Annotated in this window: 22 protein-coding genes and 1 pseudogene; 15 read left to right on the plus strand and 8 right to left on the minus strand. The window is 66.1% G+C overall.

The genetic code is table 11. The annotated features are described in order from the left end of the window. From BBA01S_RS43485 to BBA01S_RS30890, 4 genes are all read left to right on the plus strand, one after another. A partial coding sequence (locus tag BBA01S_RS43485; protein WP_042298187.1) for an AI-2E family transporter occupies positions 1 to 1462 on the plus strand: 1462 nt, incomplete at its 5' end. Positions 1463 to 1614: 152 nt separating this feature from the next. After that, complete coding sequence (locus BBA01S_RS43490; protein WP_042298188.1) at positions 1615 to 1854, plus strand: hypothetical protein; 240 nt, start codon at positions 1615 to 1617, stop codon at positions 1852 to 1854. A 107-nt stretch (positions 1855 to 1961) separates the two neighbouring features. After that, complete coding sequence (locus BBA01S_RS46190) at positions 1962 to 2195, plus strand: FitA-like ribbon-helix-helix domain-containing protein (RefSeq protein ID WP_084162665.1); 234 nt, start codon at positions 1962 to 1964, stop codon at positions 2193 to 2195. Beyond that, positions 2182 to 2598, plus strand: coding sequence for a type II toxin-antitoxin system VapC family toxin (locus tag BBA01S_RS30890; RefSeq protein WP_027819826.1), 417 nt, complete (start codon positions 2182 to 2184; stop codon positions 2596 to 2598). Before BBA01S_RS46190 ends, BBA01S_RS30890 begins: the two co-directional genes overlap by 14 nt. A 343-nt stretch (positions 2599 to 2941) precedes the next feature. Here the strand turns inward: BBA01S_RS30890 and BBA01S_RS30895 are convergent, their stop codons facing one another. Then, positions 2942 to 4333 (minus strand): aldehyde dehydrogenase family protein, encoded by a 1392-nt coding sequence (locus tag BBA01S_RS30895; protein WP_027819827.1) that lies wholly within the window; start codon positions 4331 to 4333, stop codon positions 2942 to 2944. A gap of 153 nt (positions 4334 to 4486) precedes the next feature. Between BBA01S_RS30895 and ptrR the strand changes: the two genes are divergently transcribed. After that, on the plus strand, positions 4487 to 5392 hold the full coding sequence (ptrR, locus tag BBA01S_RS30900; protein WP_027819828.1) for a putrescine utilization regulator PtrR: 906 nt from the start codon (positions 4487 to 4489) through the stop codon (positions 5390 to 5392). Between the two features lie 187 nt (positions 5393 to 5579). Here the strand turns inward: ptrR and BBA01S_RS30905 are convergent, their stop codons facing one another. Further along, on the minus strand, positions 5580 to 7046 hold the full coding sequence (locus BBA01S_RS30905) for an MFS transporter (RefSeq protein ID WP_027819829.1): 1467 nt from the start codon (positions 7044 to 7046) through the stop codon (positions 5580 to 5582). A gap of 158 nt (positions 7047 to 7204) precedes the next feature. On the opposite strand from BBA01S_RS30905, the gene BBA01S_RS30910 reads away from it, so the two are divergent. Next, positions 7205 to 8077 carry a LysR family transcriptional regulator gene (locus tag BBA01S_RS30910; RefSeq protein ID WP_027819830.1) on the plus strand — a complete coding sequence of 291 codons (873 nt, stop codon included), beginning with the start codon at positions 7205 to 7207 and terminating at the stop codon, positions 8075 to 8077. Between the two features lie 28 nt (positions 8078 to 8105). Here BBA01S_RS30910 and BBA01S_RS30915 read toward each other — a convergent pair whose 3' ends face one another. The 5 genes and pseudogenes from BBA01S_RS30915 to BBA01S_RS43505 form a co-directional block, all read right to left on the minus strand. Beyond that, the gene (locus BBA01S_RS30915) at positions 8106 to 9296 is read right to left on the minus strand and encodes a tyrosine-type recombinase/integrase (protein ID WP_027819831.1); all 1191 of its coding nucleotides are present in this window, start codon (positions 9294 to 9296) and stop codon (positions 8106 to 8108) included. Positions 9297 to 9450: 154 nt separating this feature from the next. Beyond that, positions 9451 to 11196 (minus strand): flotillin family protein, encoded by a 1746-nt coding sequence (locus tag BBA01S_RS43495; protein ID WP_084162666.1) that lies wholly within the window; start codon positions 11194 to 11196, stop codon positions 9451 to 9453. Between the two features lie 98 nt (positions 11197 to 11294). Further along, positions 11295 to 11981 (minus strand): OB-fold-containig protein, encoded by a 687-nt coding sequence (locus BBA01S_RS30930; RefSeq protein ID WP_027819832.1) that lies wholly within the window; start codon positions 11979 to 11981, stop codon positions 11295 to 11297. Positions 11982 to 12211: 230 nt separating this feature from the next. Continuing rightward, positions 12212 to 12694: pseudogene (locus BBA01S_RS43500) on the minus strand (class I SAM-dependent methyltransferase); the annotation flags it as partial. 86 nt (positions 12695 to 12780) lie between these two features. Continuing rightward, positions 12781 to 13767: a LysR substrate-binding domain-containing protein gene (locus BBA01S_RS43505; RefSeq protein ID WP_042298189.1), complete on the minus strand. Its 987-nt coding sequence runs from the start codon at positions 13765 to 13767 to the stop codon at positions 12781 to 12783. Between the two features lie 140 nt (positions 13768 to 13907). Here BBA01S_RS43505 and BBA01S_RS30945 point away from each other — a divergent pair, with 140 nt between their 5' ends. The 9 genes from BBA01S_RS30945 to BBA01S_RS43510 all read left to right on the plus strand — a co-directional run bounded on the left by BBA01S_RS30945 (position 13908) and on the right by BBA01S_RS43510 (position 25457). Beyond that, the gene (locus BBA01S_RS30945; RefSeq protein ID WP_027819833.1) at positions 13908 to 15659 is read left to right on the plus strand and encodes an IlvD/Edd family dehydratase; all 1752 of its coding nucleotides are present in this window, start codon (positions 13908 to 13910) and stop codon (positions 15657 to 15659) included. 25 nt (positions 15660 to 15684) lie between these two features. Next, a complete protein-coding gene (locus BBA01S_RS30950; RefSeq protein WP_027819834.1) occupies positions 15685 to 17262 on the plus strand; it encodes an aldehyde dehydrogenase (NADP(+)) in 1578 nt (525 codons plus the stop codon). A 119-nt stretch (positions 17263 to 17381) separates the two neighbouring features. After that, a complete protein-coding gene (locus BBA01S_RS30955) occupies positions 17382 to 18725 on the plus strand; it encodes an MFS transporter (protein ID WP_027819835.1) in 1344 nt (447 codons plus the stop codon). 60 nt (positions 18726 to 18785) lie between these two features. Next, the gene (locus BBA01S_RS30960; RefSeq protein WP_027819836.1) at positions 18786 to 19715 is read left to right on the plus strand and encodes a dihydrodipicolinate synthase family protein; all 930 of its coding nucleotides are present in this window, start codon (positions 18786 to 18788) and stop codon (positions 19713 to 19715) included. Positions 19716 to 19779: 64 nt separating this feature from the next. Then, positions 19780 to 20709, plus strand: coding sequence for a Gfo/Idh/MocA family protein (locus BBA01S_RS30965; protein WP_027819837.1), 930 nt, complete (start codon positions 19780 to 19782; stop codon positions 20707 to 20709). A gap of 75 nt (positions 20710 to 20784) precedes the next feature. Beyond that, complete coding sequence (locus BBA01S_RS30970) at positions 20785 to 21789, plus strand: arabinose ABC transporter substrate-binding protein (RefSeq protein ID WP_027819838.1); 1005 nt, start codon at positions 20785 to 20787, stop codon at positions 21787 to 21789. A 46-nt stretch (positions 21790 to 21835) separates the two neighbouring features. Then, on the plus strand, positions 21836 to 23401 hold the full coding sequence (gene araG, locus BBA01S_RS30975; protein WP_027819839.1) for an L-arabinose ABC transporter ATP-binding protein AraG: 1566 nt from the start codon (positions 21836 to 21838) through the stop codon (positions 23399 to 23401). A 24-nt stretch (positions 23402 to 23425) separates the two neighbouring features. After that, positions 23426 to 24436 carry an L-arabinose ABC transporter permease AraH gene (gene araH / locus BBA01S_RS30980; RefSeq protein ID WP_027819840.1) on the plus strand — a complete coding sequence of 337 codons (1011 nt, stop codon included), beginning with the start codon at positions 23426 to 23428 and terminating at the stop codon, positions 24434 to 24436. 172 nt (positions 24437 to 24608) lie between these two features. After that, a complete protein-coding gene (locus tag BBA01S_RS43510) occupies positions 24609 to 25457 on the plus strand; it encodes a DUF5672 family protein (protein ID WP_052391971.1) in 849 nt (282 codons plus the stop codon). Here the strand turns inward: BBA01S_RS43510 and BBA01S_RS30990 are convergent, their stop codons facing one another. Then, a complete protein-coding gene (locus BBA01S_RS30990) occupies positions 25458 to 26183 on the minus strand; it encodes a FadR/GntR family transcriptional regulator (protein ID WP_027819841.1) in 726 nt (241 codons plus the stop codon). It lies immediately after the preceding gene. Positions 26184 to 26205 lie beyond the last annotated feature (22 nt).

The raw sequence follows: 26205 nt of genomic DNA on the forward strand, positions 1-26205 counted from the left end.
GACGCCCACGCCGCCGCCCTCGCCGCCGCAGCCGCGCGGGCGCGCCGCGCGCAACCAGCCGCAGCAGCCCATGCCGGTGGAAGTCCACACGCCCGCGCCCACGCCGATGCAGCTCGCGCAGAAGGCCTTCGCGCCGGTGATCGCGCCGCTGGAGACAGGTTTCATCGTGCTGGTGGTGACGATCTTCATCCTGTTGCAGCGCGAGGACTTGCGCGACCGGCTGATCAGCGTGTTCGGCTCCGACGACCTGCACCGCACGACCACGGCCATCAACGACGCCTCCGAGCGCCTGTCGCGCTACTTCGTCGCGCAGCTAGGGGTGAACGTGTCGGTGGGCGCGGTGCTGGCGGTCGGGCTGGCGGGGATCGGCGTGCCGGGGGCGCTGCTGTTCGGCGCGGTGGCGGCGCTGCTGCGCTTCGTGCCGTACATCGGCATCTGGATCGCCGCCGTGATGGCCACGCTGCTGGCCGCCGCCATCCAGCCGCAATGGACGATGGCAGTGTGGACGCTGATCTTCTTCATCGTCGTCGACGTGGTCGCGGGTCAGTTCGCCGAGCCGATGCTCTATGGCCGCCGCTCGGGCCTCTCGCCGCTCGCGGTGGTGGTGGCGGCGATCTTCTGGAGCTGGCTGTGGGGGCCGATTGGCCTTGTGCTCTCGACGCCGCTCACGCTGTGCATCGTCACGCTTGGGCGTTACGTGGATCGCTTGAACTTTTTGACCATCCTGCTGGGCGACCAGCCCGCGCTCACGCCTGCACAGACCTGCTATCAGCGGCTGCTCGCCGACGATCCGCACGAAGCGCTGTTGCAGGCCGACCGCCTGCTCGCCGACATGCCGCTGATCGACTACTACGAGCAGGTGGTGTTCGAGGGCCTGCGCTTTGCGCGCAACGACGTGCTGCGCGGCGTGCTGCCCGCCGAACAGCTTGCGCGCATCAACCAGGCGCTGCTCGACATCGTCGAGGATCTCGAATCGGTGGACGACTCGCGCCACACGGCGCGCCGCAAGGGCGAGGAAGTGGAAGTGCCTGTTGAAGTGCCGCACGACGGCCGACTCGTGCTGTGCGTGCCGGGGCGCGGCGCGTTCGACGAGGTGGTCGCGGCCATCGTCTGCCAGTTGTTGCTGCGCGCGCGCATTCCCTGCACGGCGACGACCTACGACGACGTGCGCAACACCAAGGCAGGCATGGTGGATGCGCTCGATATTCATGCGATCTGCCTGGTGTCGCTAGACGCCCCGGATTCGCCGCCGTACCTGCGCAACCTGGTGCGGCGCGTGCGCGACCGCGCGCCTGACATGCCGATCGTGGTCGGCGTGCGGGCCGTGCGTCGCGACGACGGTATGGGGATTGCCGCCAACGACACCGGCACGCACCTCGCTGCGACGCTGCGCGACCTCGTCGAGGAATGCGGCGTGGCCATGGTGCGCCAGCCGGAGGCCGCCGAGCGCCAGCGCATGTGACAGCCGCGCATTACAGCTGCGCATGACAGCGGCATGTGACAGCGATGTGGCGCTCGCGAGGCAATGATTGTGACAGTCACGTCGGCGTCACATTCAGGCCTGATGATATGCGCCCCTGTGCCCCTGGTTGCGGCATTACTAGGAGACATGAATTGTTGAGCCCGCACGAGTTCGCCACGCTGATGTTGATCCGCCACGCGCCGGAACAGATCGACATGAACCGCCACGAACTCGATACCCTGCTTGAACGCCAGCTCGTCGCGCTTGAAACGCGCGCCGAAGGCGAGCGCCTGCCGTCGCTCACGACCGCCGGCCGCTCGCTGCTCGAAGCGCTTGGCCGCGTCGAGCCCGCGCGCGTCGCGCACGACGATATGAGTTTCGATACGCATTGAGGCCGGTTGAGCCTTTTGCGCTATTGGTCGCTGTCCGCATCTGTCGCGCCTGTCATTCCCAGTACGGCTGCTATCATTGATAGCATTGCGTCGTCGAGGAGTCTGACATGCCCAATCTTCTGGTTCGAAACGTCGATGAGAGCCTCGTGCAGAGTCTGCGCGAGCGCGCCGCCGCGCACGGCCGCAGCGCTGAGGCTGAGCACCGCGAAATCCTCGCGCAGGCGCTGCGCGGAACCCATCGTCGCAGCTTTGCCGAAGTCCTGCTGACCATGCCAGAGGTCGGGGAAGACGCCGACTTCGAGCGCACCGACGATGGTGGGGCACCGCATGTTTCTGGTTGATACCAACGTCATCAGCGAAGTCCGCAAGCGCGAACGTGCGAATGCCGGCGTGCAGGCATTTTTTCGCGAGGCCGCCCGTGACGAGACAGACATCTACCTGTCTGTCGTGACGGTCGCGGAGCTTCGGCGCGGCGTCGAGCTGATCCGCCATCGCCGCGATGCGGCGCAGGCGTCACTGCTGGACGCGTGGCTCGTAAGCGTGTTGCGCGACTATGGCCAATACGTTCTGCCGGTGGACGAGGACGTTGGCCAATTGTGGGGACGGTTGCGCGTGCCGCATCCGGAAAATGCGCTCGACAAGCTGATCGCCGCCACCGCCTTGATTCATGACCTCACGGTCGTCACCCGCAACGTCGACGATTTTGCGGGCACTGGCGCCCGTGTGCTCAATCCATTCCAGTAGCACCGGACTCGATGCGTGCGCACCCATCTTGCGCGCGCATTCCGTGCGCGCAAAAAAAATCGCCGGCGGTCACCCGCCGGCGTTCAAGACTTCGACTCTGCATGGTCCCAGAATGAACGGGGACAGGGTATGGTGCGCGGCGCCCGCACCGGCAAGTCAGTCGGCCCGCTGCCGTGCTCCATAGCCTGATTAACGGTTATCGCGGCAAAAGGTTGAATGCGGAAAAACCCGCTTGCTCCTCAACCCTGGCCGCGCCCGTAATCGGTAAAAAAGACCTTCCTGCAAGGCGCAAAACGTTTTCACGCTGGTTTCACGCCCTGCTTCGTGCGGCCTCGTTTTTCGTTTAGCGGCGATCCACCCACACGGTCTGGACGTTGCAGAACTCGTGCATGCCGAAGCTCGACAGTTCGCGCCCGAAGCCGCTCTTCTTCACGCCGCCCACGGTCACGCGCGGATCGGTCGCGACGTCGCCGTTGATGAAGACCGCGCCGGTGTCCATCTGCGCGGCCAGGGCGTTCGCACGCTCCACGTCGCGCGACCAGATCGTGCCGCCCAGGCCGAATTCGCTGTCGTTCGCGAGATCGACGGCATGCTGCGCGTCGCGCGCCACCACGATTGCCGCAACCGGCCCGAACAGCTCTTCCTTGAAGGCCGTCATGCCGGGGCGCACGTCGGCGAGAATCGTCGGCGCGTAGTAGTTGCCCGCGCCTTCGATCTTGTCGCCGCCCAGCACGAGGCGTGCACCTTCGGCGATTGAGCGCTCGACCTGGTTGTGCAGTTCGTCGCGCAGGTCGTAGCGCGCCATCGGGCCGATGAAGGTGCTGTCTTCGCGCGGCGCACCGATGCGCAGCGCCTTCACGGCTTCGACAAAACGCGCTTCGAATTCGGCGGCAATGCTTTGTTCGACGATCAGGCGCTTGGCGGCCAGGCACACCTGGCCCGTATTGCCGTAGCGACCCAGCACGGCGGAGCGCACGGCTTCGTCAAGATCGGCGTCGGCCAGCACGATAAACGCGTCCGAGCCGCCCAGTTCCAGCACGCACTTCTTGAGCGCCGCGCCCGCCTGCTGGGCGATGGCCGCGCCTGCGCGCACGCTGCCCGTGACCGCGACGGCGGCGATGCGCGCGTCGGCGATCACCGGCGCGACGCGCTCGGGCGGCAGGTTGAGGACTTCGAACGCGCCTGCGGGCAGATCGGTGGCGGCGAGCGCGTCGCGCAGCAGGTAGGCGCTGCCCATCACGTTGGGCGCGTGCTTGAGCACGTAGGTGTTGCCCGCGAGCAGCATGCTCACCGCGCCGCGCAGCACTTGCCAGATCGGGAAGTTCCACGGCATGACCGCGAGAATCGGCCCGAGCGGGCGGAATTCCTGGCGCGCGACGCCGGCCGGCACCGGCACATTCAGGGGCGCGAGCATGGCGGGGCCGTTTTCGGCGTACCACTCGGCCAGGGCTGCGCACTTTTCGACTTCGCCGCGCGCCTGGGCGATGGGCTTGCCCATTTCGTCGGCGATCATCGTCGCGAAGGCCTGCTTGCGCTCGCGCAGCACGTGAGCGAACTGCACCAGCACGGCGGCGCGCTGCGCAACGCTCGTGTCGCGCCAGACGCGCGCGGCGCTGGCGGTGCGCACGAGCGCCGCTTCCACGGCCACTTCGCTGTCGAACGCGTAGGTCGCGAGGATTTCGCCGTTGGCGGGGTTGCGCGAGACGGCGCCGGTCGTGTCGGGGGTTGCGGTCATGCTGTGCTCCTGAGAAGGAAACGGGATCGAATCGGGATCAAATCGGGATCGATGCGTCGATGAATGCGGCATTGCTTGAGTGACAGGATACGATCTGGCAATCCTCAGTAAAAGTGAATAATATTGAATAAATTGTTCTCTCGGAGTGAGGGTATGGAGCTGGCTCAACTACTGATCTTTCGCGAAATCGCCGATGCAGGCAGCGTGCAGGCCGCCGCGCAGCGGCTGCACCGCGTGCCGTCCAATCTCACGACGCGCCTGCGCCAGCTGGAGGAAGAGTTGGGCGCGGAGTTGTTCATCCGGGAAAAGATGCGCCTGCGCCTGTCGTCGACGGGCGCAGCGTTTCTCGACTACACGCGTCGCATCCTCGATCTCGTCGATGAAGCGAAGCTGTCCGTCGCGGGTGACGAGCCGCGCGGCGTGCTGCCGCTCGGCTCGCTGGAAAGCACCGCGGCCGTGCGCATTCCGCCGGTGCTGGCGGCGTTTCATCGGCGTTATCCGGAAGTGGCGCTCGATCTCTCGACCGGGCCGTCGGGAGAACTGATCGATCGCGTGCTGGAGGGGGAGCTGGCGGCGGCGTTCGTCGATGGCCCGGTGTCGCATCCCGCGCTCACGGGTGTGCCGGTTTTCAGCGAGGAACTGGTGCTGATTTCGGCGACCGGCCGCAAGCCGATCAAGCGCGCCAGGGACGTGAACGGCGCGAACATCTACGCGTTCCGCTCGAACTGTTCATACCGGCGGACGTTCGAGCGCTGGTTCGAAGAAGACCACGCCGCGCCGGGGCGCGTGTTCGAACTGGAGTCGTATCACGGCATGCTGGCATGCGTGTCGGCGGGGGCCGGTCTCGCGCTGCTGCCTGCGAGCCTGCTGGAAAGCATGCCCAGCCGCGCATCGGTGATGGCGCACAAGCTGCCGGTGTCGGTGCGTGCGGTGACGATTTATCTGGTGTGGCGCAGCGACCTGCGCGCGCCCGCGGCGCTGCAGCGGCTGGTTGAAATGCTGGAGGTAGAGCGGCGTGCCGGCGTCGATGCCGAGGCAAGCGCGACGCAAAGCGCTTGAAAAGCGCTCCGGCGCGAGCTTAAGCACGCCGGAGCGAACCCCAGTCCAGACCGGCTCAGCGAGCGGCCCAGGCAGTCTCGGAGAAGACTGGGCGCATCGTAGCAAGCGACCCTGCGCGCGTGAACGAAGTCTTTGGCATAACGAAATCAGCGCGTGGGTTCAAAGCGGTTCGGACGCGCGCTGCGGTTCAGTCATGCGCATGCAGCCGCCGATGCAGCGGCCCGAGCGCCATCGACAGCAGCACGCACACGCCCAGAATCGCCACTAGCGCGAACATCGACGCCTTGAAACCCGCCGCATAGTCGAGCGCGCCAGGATGCGCGCCCAGCCGCGCGAAGAACAGCCCGCCGAGCGTCGCCGCGCCCACGGCCGCGCCGATCTGCAGCATCGCCGTGACCATGCCCGACGCGACGCCTGCGCGCGCCGGTTCGACTTCGGCGAGGACGATGCGCACCACCGAAGGCAGCACGAGGCCCTGCCCAATCCCCATCGCCGCCAGCCCGACATAGAACAGCGCGCCCGGCGCCGTGGCGCCCGCAAGCGTTGCTGCCGTGGCCAGACCCAGCGCGATCAGCACATAACCGAGCGTGAGCACGCGATAGCCGCCGATGCGCGCGACCAGACGCGGCATCAGCAGCGGACTCGATAGAAAGCCGACGCCGAACGGCAGGATCGCGAACCCCGAAGCCAGCGGCGACCAGTGCAGCCCACTCTGCAGATAAATGCCGTAGCTCAGGAAGAACGCGCTCAGCAGATAGAACAGGAACGCCAGCGCGAGCCCCAGCGCCACGACGGGATTGCGCAACAGCCGCACGTCGAGCAGCGGATCCTTGCCTGCCGCGAGCGTGCGCGATTCCACACGCAGCAGCAAGCCGAGCACCGGCACCGACGCCGCCAGGCAGAACAGCATCCACGCGGGCCAGCCGTCTTCGCGTCCGCGCGTGAGCGGATACACCAGCATCAGCAGAAAGAGCGACAGCAGCAGCGTGCCGGGGATGTCGATGCGCGCGCCGCGCGGCGGGCGGCTTTCCGGAATGAAGCGCCAGCTGCCGAGCAGGGCCAGCAGGCCAATCGGCAGGTTGACGAGAAAGATCGCGCGCCAGCCCAGGCCAAACGGATGCAGGCTGATGAGCGCGCCGCCGCCCAGCTGGCCGATCACGGCCGCGACGCCGAACACGAAGCCGTAGAGGCCCATCACGCGCACCTGCTCGTGCGGGGCGTAGACGCTGCGGATCGTCGCCAGCACCTGCGGCGCGAGCACGGCGGCGAAGAGGCCCTGGAGGATGCGACCGAACACGAGCACCGTGCCGTCCGTGGCCAGCCCGCAAAGCGTCGACGCCACCACGAAGCCCGCCATGCCGATCATGAACATGCGCTTGCGACCGTAGAGATCGCCCAGGCGCCCGCCGGTGATCTGCGCGACGGCGTTGGCGCAGGCGTAGGCCGAGACCACCAGCTGCAACTGCGAGGCGCTGGCGGCGAGGCCGTCGTGAATCGCGGGCATCGCCAGGTTGACGATGAAGTAATCGAGCGGCGGCAGGATCGCGCCGATCAGCAGGACGAGCAGCGCCCAGCCGGAATGGCCGTGCGCGGCGGCGCCGGAGGATGGGGCCGCGACGGTTGGCGGCGCGGCGGTGAACGTGTTGTCGGACATGGCGAACCTGTCTTTGAAGTGGCCGATGCAGGGCAATGCTTTGGCGCGCTGCACCATTCGGGATCCCATTGTGCTATAGCACGCATCCGGCGGAAAAGCGGGAATAGGTGGTACTATCCATCGACTTATTCGATGGATGGAAAAGGCAGGGTAGTGGCATGCGTGGTTTCGAACTCGACCAGTTGCGCACCTTCACGGTAGTGGTGGACGCGGGCAGCCTGACGGCCGCTGCGCCTTCGCTGCATCTGTCGCAGTCCACGGTCAGCGAGCAGATGCGCAAGCTTGAAGCGCGCGCTGGCGTGCCGCTATTCGTGCGCAGCAAGCGCGGCGTCGAGACCACGCCGGCAGGCGCGCGCCTGCTCACGCACGCGCGGCGCATCGTGGCGCTCAACGAAGCCGCCTTCGACGACGTGCGCGGCCAGGCGATCAAGGGCGAACTGCGCGTCGCCATCACCGACTACTACCGCACGCACGAAGTCGCGGGCATGCTTGCGCGCCTGCGCGAGTGCTACCCGCAACTGAGCCTGCACGTGAGCACGATGAAGAGCGTCGAGATCGAGCAGGCGCACGCGCGCGGCCAGATCGACCTGGGCGTGGTGATGAACATGTCGGTGGGCGCGGTGCGGCCCGCGAGCGGCGACGCGCGCTGGGTGCTGCGCCGTGAGCCGCTGCATTGGGTGGCGTCGCCCCTGCTCGCGGAGTCGCTGCCCGACCCGCTGCCGCTGGTCTTGCTGCCGAACGACTGCATGCTGCACCAGATCGCGGTGCATTCGCTGGAGGAGCAGGGCCGCGCCTTTGTGATGGGGCATAGCGCATCGGGCGTGGCGGGCTTGCAGTCGATGCTCGCTGCCGGGCTGGGCGTGGGGTGCCTGTGCGCGTCGGCGGTGCCGGACGGCCTCGTGCGGCTGTCCGCGCGCCATAAGCTGCCCGCGTTGCCGGAAGCGGTGTTCTCGCTGACGCCGCCGCTGCCCGGCGAAAACGAGACCGTGACACAGGCCCGCGAGGTATTGGCGCGGCAGTTGCTGGTTTAAACGCTGCGCAGCGTCGGATCTTTGGCGCTTACCAGCCGATCCGATGCTTCTCGTCGGTTTCCCGATGGCGCACGTCGTCGTCGCTATGCAGATAGAGGCTGGTCGTGCTGAGCGACGCATGCCCGAGGTTGTCGCGCACGAGCCGCAGGTCGACGTCGCCATCGGCCATATGCGAGCCTGCGCTGTGACGCAGCCAGTGCGCCGACGCGGCCTCCAGCCGTTGCGCGCGCGCCTGCGTCTGCGCGCTATCGGCGGCGCCGTCCATCTCGCGCAGCCGTTGCGCCGCGCCCGCGAAAATCCCCTTCACGATCGTGTGCAGCGCCGTGCGCGTGAGCGGCTTCACCGACTTGCCGATGGGCAGCACGAGCGGCGTCGTGTCATGCGGCGCGGGCAGCTCGGCGAGACCGCGCGAGCGGCGATAGCGCACCAGCTCCGTCATCATTTCCGCAGTGGCGGGCACGAGGCGGCGGCGCTCGCCCTTGCCCAGCACGTCGAGCCACCAGCGCTCGACGCCTGCGCCGTCGCGGCGCGCGAAGAAGTCGCCCATCGTATTGCCGCCAACTTCCGAAATACGCAGGCCGCCCAGATAGAGCAGCGTGAGCAGCCAGCGCGTGCGGCCGTGATGCTCGCGCTCGCGGGCGGTTTCGCGCGGCAGGCTGTCGACGTAGGCTTTCACCTCGTCCCAGAGCTCGCGTTCGAGATAGCGCGTGATGCGCGGCGCGGCGCGTCGCGCCCGTTGACGCGACAGCGACAGCGGATTGCCCGCCAGGTAACCGGCGCTCACGAGCCACGAAAACAGCGTGTTGAGGATCACCATGGCCTGGCGCTGGCTGGTCGCGGAAAGCGGCCCGTAGAACGGCCGCCAGCGCGCATCGTCGCGCGCGTGCTTGCGCCCGCCGCCCGCGACCCAGCGCGCGGCGGGCTGCGGATCGGCGAGAAAGCGCTGGTAGGCGAGCAGGTCTTCGTGCGTGAGCGACGACAGCGGCTTGCCCAGTTGCACGATCGCCCAGAGCAGCAGGCGCTCGCTTTCCTTGCGATAGGTCTCGAAGGTGGCCTTCGAATCGGCGACGCGCGCGAGCCACGCGCGGATCGCATCGAGATCGTTGAGCGCCGAGATCTGCATGCGGCCGTGCGCGCGATTCACGCCATCGCGGCCATCGAGATCGGCGGGCAGTTCGAGGGCGTCGAGCGGACGGGGAGCGAGCAGGGCGGTGTGCATGGGCGAAGCGATGGCGGCGCGATTGTGCCGCTGTGAAGCGGCGCGTCGAACGTAGAGAAGACCACGCGGACTATAACGCGGATCGCGCGCTGCCCGAAGCACGCGGCGAAGGCCGCGCGGAACGTGCTGTCCTGCGCGGCTTCGATGGCGGGGTTTAGCTTGCGGCGTTCGCGTCCGGCAGACGCGGGCCGTAGTGGTGCGACGGGGAGGCGTGCGCAGGATCGACGCCGTTGATGGCGGCGGGCGCGCCCGTCGCTTCGGAGTGGCTCGCCGTTGCGCCCGGTACCATCGCCGACAGGGACGACCCGTTCAGGCCGATTTCCTTGAGCAGCGAATCGACGAGCGGCGCGTGCGCACGATAAGCGAGCGCCGCCGACATCGCCTGCTCGGCCAGATTGCCATTGCCGTTGCCATTCCCACCGGCAACGATGCCGTCGCCAGCCGCGCCGCCCTGGCGGTTCAGCCCGTCGACCTGGATGATCTTGATGCCGTCGATCGACTTCATCGGCTCGACCGTTTGCTGGATGATCGACGGGAGCGCCTGGAGCAGCGCCAGCTTGAACTTCAGCGAAGTCTGATCCGACGACAGCGTATTGATCGCGTCATTCAACGCGCGCTGGGCTTCGGCGTCGGCGATACCCTTCTTGCGCGCCGCTTCCGCCAGTTCGACGATCGCGGTGGCCTGCATCTGCGCGGCTTCGCGCTCGGCGCGCGCCTTCGTGGTCACATGCACGGCGCTCGTTTCCGCTTCCTGCGCGGCTTCGATCAGCGCGACCTGTTTCGCGCGGTCGGCTTCGGCGGTGCGGCGCGTGGTTTCCACGAGCTGCTCGGCTTTCACGGCTTCGGCGAGCGACTCGTTCGCGCGCGCCTGGGCCTGCGATTGCGCCTCCGACTTCTGCGCGATGATGATGGCCCGTTCTTGCTCGGCGATCTGCGTGACCTTGGCCTGCTCGATTTCCTTCACGCGGATTTCGCGGTCGGCTTCCACCTTGCGCGAGCGCACGGCCTGCTCGCGTTCGATCTCGGACTCCTGCACCAGACGCTCCGCGACGATGCGGCTTTGCTCGGCTTCCTGATGGCGCTGCGCCTCGAACGCGGTGATGCGCGCGTTCTGCTCCGCCGTGCGCGTCTTCACCTGCTGTTCCTGCTCCAGCTTCATGAACGATTCCTGCTGGTCGATTTCCAGCCGCTTGGCGAGTGCGTCGCGATTCTTTTCGCGCACGGATACTTCGGTATCCTGTTCGACTTCGTTGCGCTCCTTGCGGCGGCGTTCGGTTTCCTGCGTGAGCTTGGTGAGACCTTCGGCGTCGAACGCGTTATTGGGATCGAAGTATTCCTTCGACGTCTGGTTGAAGTTGGTCAGCGACACGCTTTCCAGCTCCAGACCGTTCTTGGTCAGGTCTTCCGCGACGGTGTTCTGCACGCCTTGCACGAATTTTTCGCGTGCGTCCTGCAGATCCTGCATCGTCATCTGCGCGGCCGTCGAGCGCAGTGCATCGACGAACTTGTCGTCCACGAGCGCGCGCAGGTTCTCGGGCGCGAGCGTGCGCTGGCCGAGTGTCTGTGCGGCGGTGGATACGCCTTCCGCGGTGGGGGCGACGCGCACGAAGAACGCGACCACGACGTCCACGCGCATCCGGTCTTTGGTGATGAGGCTGTCACGCGAAGCGCGGCTGACTTCGAGCTTGAGCGTGTTCATGTTGATCGGGATGACTTCATGGAACACGGGCAGCACGACCGCGCCGCCGCTCATGATGACGCGCTGGCCGCCGAGGCCGGTGCGCACGAACGCGCGTTCGGCCGAAGCGCGCACGTAAAGGCGCGCGAAAATCAGGCCGATCAGGCCCAAGCCGACGATGACCGCCAGAGCGGCGGCCCCCCAGAAAATGATCGTATCCATTGCGATGGTTGACTCTTGATTGGTTGAAGACCCTCCCTCTCCCAACCCTCTCCCGAAGGGAGAGGGCTCACTCGTCCCCCTCTCCCAGGGGAGAGGGGTCAGGGGAGAGGGGCAGAGGAAGCAGAGGAGGGAGAAAGATGACGCGGACTCACAATCGCCCGATACAGCGACCCCGAAACCCGCGCGGTAATCAGCACGGTTTGCCCGCGCACGAACGTGAGCCCGGCCTCGTCCGGTTCGATCCGAACGTAATGCGCCTGCCCGAACTCATCGACAAAACGCGCTTCGGCCGGATTACCCTGGGTGGCTTCGCCCGTGACAATGCGCACGGCGCGACCAATGAAATCGATTTCCGAAAGCGCGCTGGTTTCTTCCTGCGGCACGAGCCGCCCAAGCGGCTTGCCGGTTTTACGCACGAATAACAGCGAAAACGGCAGCGCCACAAACGCCGCCAATGCAGGCGGCAACATGAAATGAAACAGCGCGTGCAAAACCCATTGCAGCAGCAGCCCTGCAATCGCAAAACCCGTGAGAAACAACGTGAGCAAAACCAGAAACGGCACACGTCCCACATGCAGCCATCCAAGCAACTGGCCGATAAAGCCGACCTCTGCGCCGCTTGCCGCGTGGTCGATATCAAATAATTGATGAGCAAGCAGATTGCCCGCATGCGTCGTGACACTAAAGCCAAATAAAAGCGTCACACCTTCCAGTACGGCAATTACGATCATGAGACCGATCGCCACGATAAATGGCGCATATCCCGGTTGCAGCAAGGAGGTCATTGAGATTTTCTTGTGTCTGTTATTTCGCTGTAAGTTTATATCGGATTGATGCAAATCACCCAATGCATAGTGAATAAAGACACCAATCGACCAATGCAGTCAGCATTAATCTAGTCATTGGCGCATAAAAAAGGCGTAAAAATAATCGCCCAGTGGCGGGTAATAACTGTCGCAAAACTTCAAAATGAATTTGCGATTAAACCGTCGCGATCAGAAATGATTCACCCTTTGCGGGCTTCATCGAAGCCCGCTTTCACGAGCTGTGCGCGCCATGATTCGCCCGCTTCGAAATCGACGCCCACGAAGCGCAGCCACTCCTGCTCGCGAAAACCCAGATCGGCGAGACGCTGACGCTTCCAGGTCTGCGTGTCCGGGTGATCGATTTCGTAGACATGGCCGCGCGCGGCGATCTCGGGGCGCCGCAGCGCGAAGGTGTCGAGGCCCGCGCCCAGCAGTACGTATTGCGTGACGCCCTGGGCAACCTGTGCGGCGACCAGGTCTTCGATCAACCGCGCGCGGCCCACGATCGACGCGCGATAGCCGCGCGTGCCTTCGGGATCCATGTCCGGACGCTTGCGCCAGTGCGCGTCGGGCGCGGCAAGCTGCATGCCGAGTTCGTCTTCGAGCACATGCGGTTCGGCGTCGACCTGCACATGGAGCGCGCGCCAGAGCGCGGTGCGGATCGCGGTGGAGTCGGGCGTGACGGCGGGCATGGGGGTCTCCTCGAAGTCTCGTTCTGGCGCGTCGGCGCGTGTGGCCGAAATCGCGGGCCGCTTGCGCAGGCCGCTTTTTGCAAGCCTCAGTCAGAAGAATACGTCTGCGCGTCGGGCGGCGTCGCGCCATAGACCTGGGCGCTCACCTCGCGCAGCGCGTCGATCATCACGCCCGCCGCGGGCGACAGCAGCCGGTCGGCGCGCGTGATGATGCCGAAGTCGTCCATCTGGCAGTCCATCGGCACCGGCAGGATCGCCACCATGCCATGCGCCGCGTAGTAGCGCGCCACGTCGCCGGTCAGCACGGCGATCATGTCGCTTTGCTCCAGCACGCGGGTGATGAAGAGCAGCGCGGGCGTTTCCACCACGTTCGACGGCGGCGCGAGGCTCGCGCGCTGAAACATCAGCTCGAAGCGGTGGCGCAGCACGCTCGCCACGGGCGGCACGACCCAGGTGGCGCGCGCCACGTCGGCGAGTGTCAGCGGCTTGCCGGCCGCTTCCGCTAGCAGCGCATGCCCGGGCCGCACCACGGCGCACACCGGCTCGCCCGTGAGCGGCTCGTAACGCAGCGCGAGCTTGTCGTGCTCGGCGGACAGCCGCCCCAGCACCACGTCCAGCTTGTCCTGCGCCAGATGGTCGAGCAGCACGTTGCTCGCGTCGATTTCCACCGAGATGCGCATGTTCGCGTGCGAGCGCTTGACTGCCGCCACGGCGGCCGGCAGCACGCTCACGCCCGGCGAGGTGATCGCGCCAACCGCCACATGGCCAAGCCGCCCGGCCTTGAGCGCGGTCAGTTCCTCCTGCGCCTGGTCGAGGCTGCCCAGCACGGCGCGCGCGTGACGGATTAGCGCGTCGCCGTACAGCGTGGGTTTCATGCCGCGCGGCATGCGCTCGAACAGCAGTGCGCCCAGCATGTCTTCCAGCTCGCGCAGCAGCTTGGACGCAGCGGGCTGCGTCATGTTGAGCGCGGCGGCGGCGCGGTGAATATTGCCTTCTTCGGCGAGCGCGACCACGAGCAGCAACTGCCGCGTCTTGAGCCGCGTGCGCACGTACCAGGGGCTTGTCTCCAGCATGGCGGTGCCTGATTTCCCAAATAGTTCTAAGCGTTTATACCAATGCCGATTTCGATATCGGAATAGTCATTTTTTTCATTAGAAGGTTATCAGAGTTCTCCTTAGACTAAGCGGAACATTCAGCCCTACCCATTCAGACGATGTCGGCAACGAAACCCAAACTGCGCTCCCAACAGTGGTTCGGCACCACGGACAAGAACGGCTTCATGTACCGAAGCTGGATGAAAAACCAGGGCATCCCCGATCACGAATTCGATGGCCGCCCGGTCATCGGCATCTGCAATACGTGGTCGGAACTCACGCCCTGCAACGCCCACTTCCGCAAGCTCGCGGAACACGTGAAGCGCGGCATCTACGAAGCCGGCGGCTTCCCGGTCGAGTTCCCGGTGTTCTCCAACGGCGAATCGAACCTGCGCCCCTCGGCGATGCTCACGCGCAACCTGGCGTCGATGGACGTGGAAGAAGCGATCCGCGGCAATCCCATCGACGCCGTCGTGCTGCTGTGCGGCTGCGACAAGACCACGCCCGCGCTCTTGATGGGCGCGGCCAGCGTGGACGTGCCCGCCATCGTCGTGACGGGCGGCCCGATGCTCAACGGCAAGCTCGAAGGCCAGGACATCGGCTCGGGCACGGCGGTGTGGCGCCTGCACGAATCGCTCAAGGCAGGCGAGATCGACCTGCATCACTTCCTGGCCGCCGAAGCGGGCATGTCGCGCTCGGCGGGCACCTGCAACACCATGGGGACGGCGTCGACGATGGCCTGCATGGCCGAATCGCTCGGCGTCTCGCTGCCGCATAACGCGGCGATTCCCGCCGTCGATGCGCGCCGCTACGTGCTCGCGCACATGTCGGGCATCCGCATCGTGCAGATGGCGCTGGAAGACCTGAAGCTCTCGAAGATCCTCACGCGCGAAGCGTTCGAGAACGCGATCCGCACCAACGCGGCCATCGGCGGCTCGACCAACGCCGTGATCCACCTGAAGGCGATCGCGGGCCGCATCGGCGTGCCGCTCGAACTGGAAGACTGGCAGCGCATTGGCCGCAGCACGCCGACCATCGTCGACCTGCAACCGTCGGGCCGCTTCCTGATGGAAGAGTTCTATTACGCGGGTGGCCTGCCCGCCGTGCTGCGACGCCTCGGCGAAGCAAACCTGCTGCCGCATCCGGACGCGCTCACGGTCAACGGCAAGTCGATCTGGGACAACGTGCGTGAAGCGCCGAACTACAACGACGAGGTGATCCGCCAGATCGACAATCCGCTCATCGCGGACGGCGGCATCTGCATCCTGCGCGGCAATCTCGCGCCGCGCGGCGCGGTGCTCAAGCCCTCGGCGGCGACGCCCGAACTGCTCAAGCATCGTGGCCGCGCCGTGGTGTTCGAAAACTTCGATCACTACAAGGCGACCATCGGCGACGAAGCGCTCGACGTGGACAAGGACTCGATCCTCGTGATGAAGAACTGCGGCCCGCGCGGCTATCCGGGCATGGCCGAAGTCGGCAACATGGGCCTGCCGCCCAAGCTGCTGCGCCAGGGCGTGAAGGACATGGTGCGCATCTCGGACGCGCGCATGAGCGGCACGGCTTACGGCACCGTGGTGCTGCACGTCGCGCCGGAAGCGGCGGCGGGCGGCCCGCTGGCGGCCGTGCGCAACGGCGACTGGATCGAGCTCGACTGCGAGAACGGCCGCCTGCATCTGGACATCAGCGACGAGGAACTGCAACGCCGCCTGAGCGACGTCGATCCCGCCGCCGCGCCGGGCGTGGCGGAGCAGCTCGGCAAGGGCGGCTATGCGCGCCTGTACGTCGATCACGTTTTGCAGGCCGACGAAGGCTGCGATCTCGACTTCCTGGTCGGCAAGCGCGGCTCCGACGTGCCGCGCCACTCGCACTGACGCGCCGGAGACCCAGACCATGACGATTGCACTCACGGGCGAACTGCTGATCGGCGCGCGCGCGAAGCGTGGCGAAGGCGCGGCGTTCCAGTCCGTCGATGCCGCGAGCGCGCAAGCCATCGCGCAACCGGTTTTCCACGGCGCGTTGCAAGGCGATGTCGAACAGGCCTGCACGCTCGCCGATGAAGCGTTCGACGTTTATCGGGCCTTGCCTGCCGAAACACGCGCGCTGTTTCTCGACGATTGCGCGGCGCGCATCGAGGCGCTCGGCGAACAACTGATCGAGCGCGCGATGGCCGAAAGCGGCCTGCCGCGCGCGCGCCTGGAAGGCGAGCGCGCCCGCACGGCCAATCAGTTGCGCATGTTCGCGACGCTCGTGCGCAGCGGCAACGCGCTCGACGCGCGCATCGAACCGGCTTTGCCCGAGCGCCAGCCGCCGCGCACCGACCTGCGCTTCTGGCGCATCGGCGTGGGCCCGGTTGCGGTGTTCGGCGCGAGCAATTTCCCGCTGGCGTTTTCGGTGGCGGGCGGCGATACGGCGTCCGCGCTGGCTGCCGGTTGCCCCGTGGTCGTGAAGGCGCATGCCGCGCATCCGGGCACGTCGGAACTCGTCGGTCGCGCGATCCAGCAGGCAGTCGCGGCGGCGGGCTTGCCTGAAGGTGTGTTCTCACTGCTGTTCGACGCGGGCTATGAAGTGGGCGCGGCGCTCGTGCAGCATCCGGCCATTCGCGCGGTGGGCTTTACCGGCTCGCGTGCCGGTGGCCTCGCACTCGTCAAGCTGGCGGCGGCGCGCGCCGAACCGATTCCCGTCTACGCCGAAATGAGCAGCGTGAACCCGAACCTGCTGTTACCGGGCGCGCTCGCCGCGCGCGGCGAAGCCCTCGCGCGTGAGTTCGCGGCATCGGCGACGCTGGGTTGCGGGCAGTTTTGCACCAACCCCGGCTTGATGCTGGGCCTGAAGGGCGCGGATCTCGACGCGTTTGCCGCGAACGCCGCACGCGAATTCAGCGCGGCCAACGCAGGGGTGATGCTGACCACTGGCATCCTGAACGCTTACGAGCGCGGCGTGAACCGCCTCGCGCAGCACGCCAGCGTGACCACGCTCGCGCGCGGCGCGGCGGCGCCTGGCCGCGCCCAGAGCGCGCTGTTCAAGGTCGGCGCGCGCGAGTTGCTTGCTCACGCAACCATCGGCGAAGAAGTGTTCGGCCCGAGCAGCGTGCTGGTCGAATGCGCCGACGAAGCCGAACTGCGCGCCGTGCTGCGCAGCATCGAAGGGCAACTGACGATCACACTGCACATGGAACCCGAGGACGCCGGTCTCGCGCGCACGCTTTTGCCGCTCATCGAGCGCAAGGCGGGCCGCGTGCTCGTCAATGGTTTTCCGACCGGCGTGGAAGTGTGCGACGCGATGGTGCATGGCGGCCCGTTCCCGGCGACTTCGGACGTGCGCAGCACGTCGGTGGGCACGGCGGCGATCGAGCGCTTCCTGCGCCCGGTCTGCTACCAGAACCTGGCCGACGGCCTGCTGCCCGATGCACTGCGCGATGCGAACCCGCTTGGCATCCGTCGGCGCGTTGCAGGCAGATACAACGAGCAAACCTGAGAGCATGAAATAAAAACACGCAGAAAGCGATAAACGGACACGTCGCCCACGAGATCCGCGCGCAACGCGGACTGGCGACACGCTGGCGCAAGGCAGGCAACAGGATGGAGACAGACAGGATGACAAATCCGCAGGTGCAGCACCCCGGCAAGACCGCAGCAGGCGCAGAGGAAAAGCACATCGTCGGGCATATCGCGCGCCGCCTCGTGCCGTTCCTTGCGCTGATCTACGTGGTGGCCTACGTCGACCGCACGGTCGTGGGCTTCGCGAAACTGCACATGAACGCGGCCGTGGGCCTGAGCGACGCCGCGTATGGGCTGGGCGCGGGCCTGTTCTTCGTCGGCTATTTCCTTTGCGAAGTGCCGAGCAACCTGGCGCTCGCGCGTTTCGGCGCACGCGTCTGGTTTGCGCGCATCCTCTTCACCTGGGGCGCGATAACGATGGCGATGGCCTTCGTCAGCGGCCCGAAGAGTTTCTACGTGCTGCGATTCTTGCTGGGCGCGGCGGAAGCGGGCCTCTATCCCGGCATCCTGTTCTTTCTCACGCATTGGTTTCCGGTGCGCCATCGCGCGCGCGTGATCGGCCTGCTCGTGCTCGCGCAGCCGATTGCGGGCATCGTCACCGGGCCGATTGCGGGCGCGTTGCTTGAAACGCATGGCTTCTTCGGCCTCTCGAACTGGCAGACGCTGTTTGTCGTAAGCGGCTTGCCTGCCGTGCTGCTGTGCCTGCCCACGCTGCGCCTGCTGCCCGAGTCGCCCGCGCACGCGCGCTGGCTCGACCCTGAAGCACGCCGCTGGATCGAGCGCGAGCTGGCCTCTGATCGCCGCAGCTATTCGCTCGACGCGCATCGCAATCCGTTCAGCGCATTGAAGGATCGCCGCGTGCTGCTGCTTGCGCTGCTGTTCCTGCCGTTTCCGCTGTGCATCTACGGCCTGTCACTGTGGCTGCCTACCATTATCAAGGCGTTCGGCGTGAGCGATTCGACGGCTGGCCTGCTGAGCGCGGTGCCGTATCTGTTCGCGGTCGCGGGGCTGCTGATCGTTCCGCGCCATTCGGACAAGCATCGCGAGCGCTATGGCCACATCGTCGTGGTCTCGGCGGTCGCGGCGCTCACGATGGCCGCGAGCGCATGGGTGCATGCGCCGGCGCTGCAACTGCTGTTCATCAGCCTGACCGCGTTTTCGCTCTACTCGATCCAGGCCGTGGTCTGGGCGTTGCCCGGCGAGTTCCTGACCGGCACGAGCGCAGCCGTGGGGATCGCGATGATCAACTCGCTGGCGAATCTCGGCGGCTATCTCGGCCCTTATGGCATCGGACTGATCAAGGACGCGACGGGCAGCCTCGCGGCCGGACTGTATTTTCTCGCGGCCACGCTGGTGGTCGCGGTGCTCGCGACCTTCGCCGTGCGCGCTGCGTTGCGCACGCCGGTGCAAAGCGAAAGCGCACTGGTGCGCGAGTCGTGATTCCAGGCGCCTGCACGATGCAGGCGCGCAAGACCCCCTTACCGAAGCAGGATTGAAGACATGACGACGAGCAGCACGCCCCGCTACACGGGCATCTTCCCGGTGGTGCCGACCACCTTCACCGCTAACGGCGAACTCGACCTGCCGAGCCAGAAGCGCGCGGTCGATTTCATGATCGATGCAGGCGTGGACGGCCTGTGCATTCTCGCGAACTTCTCCGAGCAGTTCTCGCTCTCCGACGACGAGCGCGAAGTCATCACGCGCACGGTGCTCGAACACGTCGCGGGCCGCGTGCCGGTGATCGTCACGACCACGCATTACGGCTCGAACGTCTGCGCGGCGCGCAGCAAGCGCGCGCAGGACATGGGCGCGGCGATGGTGATGGTCATGCCGCCTTATCACGGCGCGACGTTCCGCGTGCCCGAAGCGCAGATCTACGAGTTCTACGCCCGCGTGTCCGACGCCATCGACATTCCCATCATGATCCAGGACGCGCCCGCGGCCGGCACGGTGCTTTCCGCGCCGTTCCTCGCGCGCATGGCCCGCGAGATTGAGCAGGTGTCGTACTTCAAGATCGAGACGCCGGGTGCGGCCAACAAGCTGCGTGAAGTGATCCGCCTGGGCGGCGACGCGATCGAAGGCCCGTGGGACGGCGAGGAAGGCATCACGCTGCTGGCGGATTTGAACGCGGGCGCAACGGGTGCGATGACGGGCGGCGGCTTTCCGGACGGCATTCGCCCGATCATCGTGGCGCACCGCGAAGGCCGCGCCGACGACGCATTTGCGCTCTACCAGAAGTGGCTGCCGCTCATCAATCACGAGAACCGTCAGGCGGGCCTGCTTGCCTGCAAGTCGCTGATGAAGGAAGGCGGCGTGATCGATTGCGAACTGCCGCGCCATCCGCTGCCTGCGATGCACCCCGCTACGCGCGCCGAGCTGATCGATATTGCACGCCGACTCGACCCGCTCGTGCTGCGCTGGATAAAATAAGTCGTTCGTTATCCAGAATAAAATCGCCTCTTTGGAAAAAGCGGCCATAGGATTGGAGATCGCCATGAATGCGTCGTACACCCTGGCTGTCGTCGGCGTCGGCAAGATCGCGCGCGACCAGCACCTGCCCGCCATCGCGGGCAATCCCGGCTTCGAACTCGTGGCTGCTGCAAGCCGCAACGCGCAAGTCGACAACGTGCGCAATTACAGCGATATCGATGCGCTGCTGGGCGCTGAGCATGAACTCGACGCCGTGTCGCTGTGCGCGCCGCCGCAGGTGCGTTACGCGCAGGCGCGCGCCGCGCTGGAAGCGGGCAAGCACGTGATGCTCGAAAAGCCGCCGGGCGCGAGCGTGAGCGAAGTCGAAGCGCTGCGCGAGCTTGCGAAGCAGCACAAGCGCACGCTGTTCGCCACCTGGCATTCGCGCTGCGCGAGCGCGGTCGAACCGGCGCGCGCGTGGCTCGCCACCCGCACGCTGCGCGCCGTGCACGTGCGCTGGAAAGAGGACGTGCGCCGCTGGCATCCGGGCCAGCAATGGATCTGGGAGCCGGGCGGCCTGGGCGTGTTCGATCCGGGCATCAACGCGCTCTCCATCGTCACGCGCATCCTGCCGCGCGAAGTGCTGCTGCGCGGCGCGACGCTGCATGTGCCCAGTGATTGCGCGACGCCCATCGCCGCCGAACTCGATTGCATCGACACGGACGGCGTGCCCGTGCGCGCCGAATTCGACTGGCGTCATGGCCCGGTGGAGCAATGGGAAATCGATGTGGAGACAACGGACGGCCTGCTGTCGATTTCGGAAGGCGGCAAGCGCCTGTCGATCAATGGCGAGCCGGTCGAACTGGGCGCGGAAAGGGAATATTCCGCGCTGTATGAGCGTTTTCACTGGTTGATCGCCCACGGCACCGAGGACGTCGATGTGCGCCCGCTGCGCCTCGTCGCGGACGCGTTCCTGCTGGGCAGGCATGTCGAAGTCGAGGCCTTCGGACACTGAGCGTCGCCCCATACCGCTGAGTCCACCCATCACGTACTACAAGCGCAGCAAAACCACACCCAAGGAGACAGGAGCATGACCAGCCATATCCGCCGCTTTACCCTTCGCGCCGTATTCGCGGCCCTGTGCATCGCGCCGCTCGGCATGAACATCGCGGCGCACGCCGACTCGCCCACCAAGATCGGCTTCCTCGTGAAGATGCCGGAACAGGCGTGGTTCATCAATGAACAGAAGGCGGCCACGGCGCTAGGCCAGAAGGAGAACTTCTCGGTCGTCAACATCGGCACGCCGGACGGCGAAAAAGTGCTGGCTGCTATCGACAACCTGGGCGCGCAAGGCGCGCAGGGCTTCGTGATCTGCGCACCGGACGTGCGTCTCGGGCCGGCGATCCAGGCGCGCGCCAAGCGCTACAACATGAAGTTCGTGACGGTCGACGACCAGCTCGTGGATTCGTCGGGCAAGCCGCTGGCAAGCGTGCCGCATCTGGGCATGTCGGCGTTCAAGATCGGCAACCAGGTCGGCACGGCGATCGCCGACGAAATGAAGCGCCGCGGCTGGAAGCCGGAAGAAGTAGGCGCGCTGCGCATCACCGACTACGAACTGCCGACGGCCAAGCTGCGCACCGACGGCGCGACGGCCTCGCTGATCGCGGGTGGCTTCAAGAAGGAAAACATCTTCGACGCGCCGCAAAAGACCACCGACGACGAAGGCGGCTTCAACGCGGCTTCGCCGGTGCTCGCGCAGCATCCGAACATCAAGAAGTGGGTGATCTTCGCGCTCAACGAAGAAAGCGTGCTGGGCGCGGTGCGCGCAACGGAGCAACTGCATCTGCCGGCGGCGGACGTGATCGGCGTGGGCATCAACGGCGCTGGCGAAGCGTTCGCAGAGTTCCAGAAGAAGGCGCCGACGGGCTTCTACGGCACGATTGCCGTGAGTTCGACGAACCACGGCAAGGACAGCGCGCAGAACCTCGTCGAATGGATCCGCGACGGCAAGCAGCCGGCCGCCGATACGCAGACGACCGGCAAGCTGATGACGCGCGACAACTGGACGGCCGTGCGCAGCGAGCTGGGTATCTAAGGTTCGCTTGGGGATGTAAGGGCGTTTGAGATAGGGCAGGGATGCAATGACTGAAACCATGACTTATGCCGATGCGGCGAGCGCGGGCAACGCGGCTCACCAGGCTGAACAGGCTCGACAGGGGCAGCGCGCGTATCTGGAACTCGACGGCATCACCGTGAGCTTTCCGGGTGTGAAGGCGCTCGACCGCGTCTCGCTGGAGGTGCGCGCGGGCGAGGTGCACGGCCTGATGGGCGAGAACGGCGCGGGTAAATCGACGCTGCTCAAGGTGCTCTCGGGCGTGAACCAGCCGCAGGAGGGCCAGCTCAAGCTGGGCGGCGTGGAGCAGCGCTTCACGACTACCAAAGCGGCGCTGGACGCGGGCATCGCGATCATCTATCAGGAATTGCATCTCGTGCCCGAGCTGACGGTGGCCGACAACCTGATGCTCGGGCAATTGCCCAATCGCCTGGGCGTGCTCGACGAGCGCACGCTCGTGCAGCGCGCGATGGACGAACTCAAGCGCCTGGGCGAGCGCATCGATCCGCGCACGCCGGTCAAGCATCTGTCCATCGGCCAGCGCCAGATGATCGAGATTGGCAAGGCGCTGATGCGCGACGCGCGCGTGATCGCCTTCGACGAGCCGACCAGTTCGCTCTCGGCGCGCGAAACGGAGAACCTCTTTCGCATCATCAACGCGCTGCGCGCCGATGGCCGCGCGATCATCTACGTCACGCACCGCATGGACGAAGTCTATGAGCTGTGCGACCGCGTGACGGTGTTCCGCGACGGCAAGCGCATCGAGACGTTCGAATCGGTCGCCGACCTCGACCGCAATCGCCTGATCGCGGCGATGGTGGGCCGCTCGATCGAGGACGTCTACGGCTACCGCTCGCGTCAGGCAGGCGACGTGCTGCTCGAAGCGAAGGGCCTGCTCGGGCCGGGCCTGGCCGAGCCGGTTTCGTTCACGGCCAGGCGCGGCGAGATCGTCGGCTTCTTCGGGCTGGTGGGCGCCGGTCGCTCCGAACTGATGAAGCTGATTTACGGCGCGACGCGCGCGAGCGCGGGCCATGTCGAACTGAACGGCAAGCGCGTGAATTTCGCGAGTCCGCGCGACGCTGTGCGCGCGGGCATTGCGCTGTGCCCGGAAGACCGCAAGCAGGAAGGCATCGTGGCGATTGCCTCGGTGGCGGATAACCTCAATATCAGCGCGCGGCGCCATTTCAGCCCGGCGCGCTTCCTGCTCGACGCGAAGCGCGAGCGCGACCTCGCGCAGGACTACATCAGGAAGCTCGCGATCAAGACGCGCAATGGCGACACCGCCATCGGCACGCTGTCCGGCGGCAACCAGCAGAAGGTGATCCTGTCGCGCTGGCTGGCCGAACGCATTGAAGTGTTCCTGATGGACGAGCCGACGCGCGGCATCGACGTGGGCGCACGCGCCGAAATCTACAACCTGCTTTACGAGCTCGCGGAAGCGGGCCGCACCGTGATCATGGTGTCGAGCGATCTCGCCGAGGTGATCGGCGTGGCCGACCGCATCATCGTGATGCGCGAAGGCCGCATCGCGGGCAGCGTGCCGAAGGCCGAAGCCTCGCCCGACGAACTGATCAAGCTCGCGCTGCCGCGTTGAGCACGACCGAAACACAACTTTTAGATGAGCCAAGCCATGCAGCCACAGGGCACGCCTACCGTCAACGAAGCCGCCGCGCCGATCACGCCGTCGCGTGCGCGCGCGTGGGACATGATCAACAAATCGGGCATCGCGGTGGTGTTCGTGGCGCTGTTCGCGATACTGTCCGCGACGGTGCCCGATTTCCTCACGAGCCGCAATATTCAGGGCCTTTTGCTGTCCGTCACGCTGATCGGCTCGATCTCCGTGACCATGATGTTCGTGCTCGCGCTGGGCGAGGTCGATCTGTCCGTCGCGTCGATCGTCGCGTTCTCGGGCGTGGTCGCATCGACGGTGATTACACAGTCGCATAGCGTGCTGCTGGGCATTGCCGCGGGCATTCTCGCGGGCGGCGCGGTGGGCCTCGTCAACGGCGTGCTGATCGCGCGCTTCAAGATCAACTCGCTGATCGCCACGCTCGCGATGATGGAAGCGGTGCGCGGCCTCGCCTTCCTCACCTCGAACGGCGACGCGGTGATGATCTCGGAAGAGCGCTTCTTCGATCTGGGCGGCGGCTCGTTCCTCGGCATTTCGTTCCCGATCTGGAGCAACATCATCGGCTTCGTGCTGTTCGGCTTCCTGCTCAAGAAGACCGTGTTCGGCAAGAACGTGCTGGCGGTGGGCGGCAACGGCGAGGCCGCGCGTCTTGCGGGCCTGCCGGTCACGCGCATCAAGATCACCGTGTTCGTGCTGCAAGGGCTGGTGACGGGTTTCGCGGGCGTGATGCTGGCGTCGCGCATGAGCCTGGGCGATCCGAAGACCTCGGTGGGCCTGGAGCTGGGCGTGATCTCGGCCTGCGTGCTGGGCGGCGTGTCGCTCACGGGCGGCGTGGCGACGATCTCGGGCGTGCTGGTGGGCGTGCTCATCATGGGCTCGGTGCAGGACGCCATGAGTCTCATGAACGTGCCGACGTTCTATCAATACCTGATTCGCGGCGGCATTCTGTTGCTGGCCGTGCTGTTCGACCAGTTCCGCCGCAGCAAGCGGGCGGTGTGACCGTTTTTTTCCTCTGGCTGTCGGACGCATTCAACCGGGCCTGAATGAGTCCGTGCGGTTCTTGACCTGAGGCAAGGGGCGGCGAGACTGGATGCCGGTGTTCGCGGGGCGTGCTTTTTTGAGTTTGAGGGCTTCAGTACCATTTCGCGCTCAACTCTCCCCGGATTTCACCATGCACGACAGTCGGCCCCTGGCCTTACGCGAGGTCACGCTGTGCGCGGCCGATACGATCAACCCCACGCTGGCGGCGCGAGCGCTCGATCTTTCGATGGCGCAATGCGAATTTGGCGACGCCCTGCTGTTCACGCATCGCGACGTCGCCACGCGTGCGCGGATCGTGCAGATCGATCCGCTGTGCTCGCGCGAGGCGTATTCGGCATTCATGCTCAAGGAACTCGGCAAGCATGTCGCCACGCCCTGGGTGCTGGTCGCGCAATGGGATGGCTACGTGCTGGATGCTTCGCGCTGGAGCGAGGCGTTTTTCGAGTACGACTATATCGGCGCGCGCTGGCTGCACCGGCCGCCCGGGCTCGATATCGGCAATGGCGGTTTTTCGCTGCGCTCGGCGCGTCTGCTCAGGGCGCTTGCTGATGAGCGCTTCGAGGTCACGCCCGGCACCGTCGAAGACGAAGCCATCGGCCAGCAATGGCGCCCGGTGCTGGAGTCGCAATACGGCATACGCTTCGCGCCGCGCGAGATTGCCGACCAGTTTTCTTATGAAGCGCAACCGGGAATGCGGCCGACCTTCGGCTTTCACGCCTCCTTCAACATGTGGCGTCACGTGGACGACAGCGAAATGATGGCAATCATGCGCGACATCGACGAGCGGACTTTCCGGTCGCGCGAATCGCTGTTCCTGCTCGTCGCCTATTGCAAGGCTCACAAGTTCGCCTGCGTGAAGGCGATGTACGCGCGCCTGCGCGGTTTCTGGAGCACGCAGCAGGTCGTCGACGAGCTGATGAAAATCGGCTTCGGCGAACCGTACGCGCGGCATTACGTGCAGATCTGCGAAGGCGCTTGATCAACTCTCCAGCGCCGCGCCGCCCAGGATCGACTTCGCGTCGGCGCGGGCATTGTCGAGCTGCACGAGACTGGCCTGGCGCGCCGCAAGCGCGTCGCCATGCTCGATCGCCGTGAGGATGGCCTTGTGCCTGGGCAGCGACAGCGCATGCGTGTTCGGATGGCGGCTCGTGAGCTTGATCGACTCGCCGAGCGCCAGCGACAGCATATTGCCGATATAGCCGAGCATGTCGTTATGCGTGGCCGCCATGATCGCGCGGTGGAACTCCAGATCGGGTTCGAGCAGGTCGTCGGCGGTCTGGGCTCCTTCCATGCGCGCGTACGCGGCGGCGATGCGCGCGCGGTCGTCGTCGGTCGCGGAAATCGCGGCAAGCGCGGCGGCCGCCGGTTCGATGATCTGGCGCACCGTCATGAGCGAGCGGAAGAATTCGCCTTCGGGCAGGCTGTTGACCGTCCAGAACAGCACATCGGGGTCGAGCATGTGCCACTGTTCGCGCGGGCGCACCACGCTGCCCACGCGCGGCTTCGACACCACGAGGCCCTTGGCCACCAGCACGCGCGTCGCCTCGCGCAACACCGGGCGGCTCACGCCATAGGTTTCGCACAACGTGGGTTCGGCGGGCAGACGCTGTCCCGGCGCCAGCGAGCCGCCGACGATCTGCATACCGAGCTCCTGCACGATGCGCGCGTGCATGCTCTTGCGTTTCTCTAGATTGCGGTAATCCATAGATGATCCGACCGGGCTCGCC

This window comes from Paraburkholderia bannensis NBRC 103871 (genome assembly GCF_000685015.1).
GTDB lineage: Bacteria > Pseudomonadota > Gammaproteobacteria > Burkholderiales > Burkholderiaceae > Paraburkholderia > Paraburkholderia bannensis.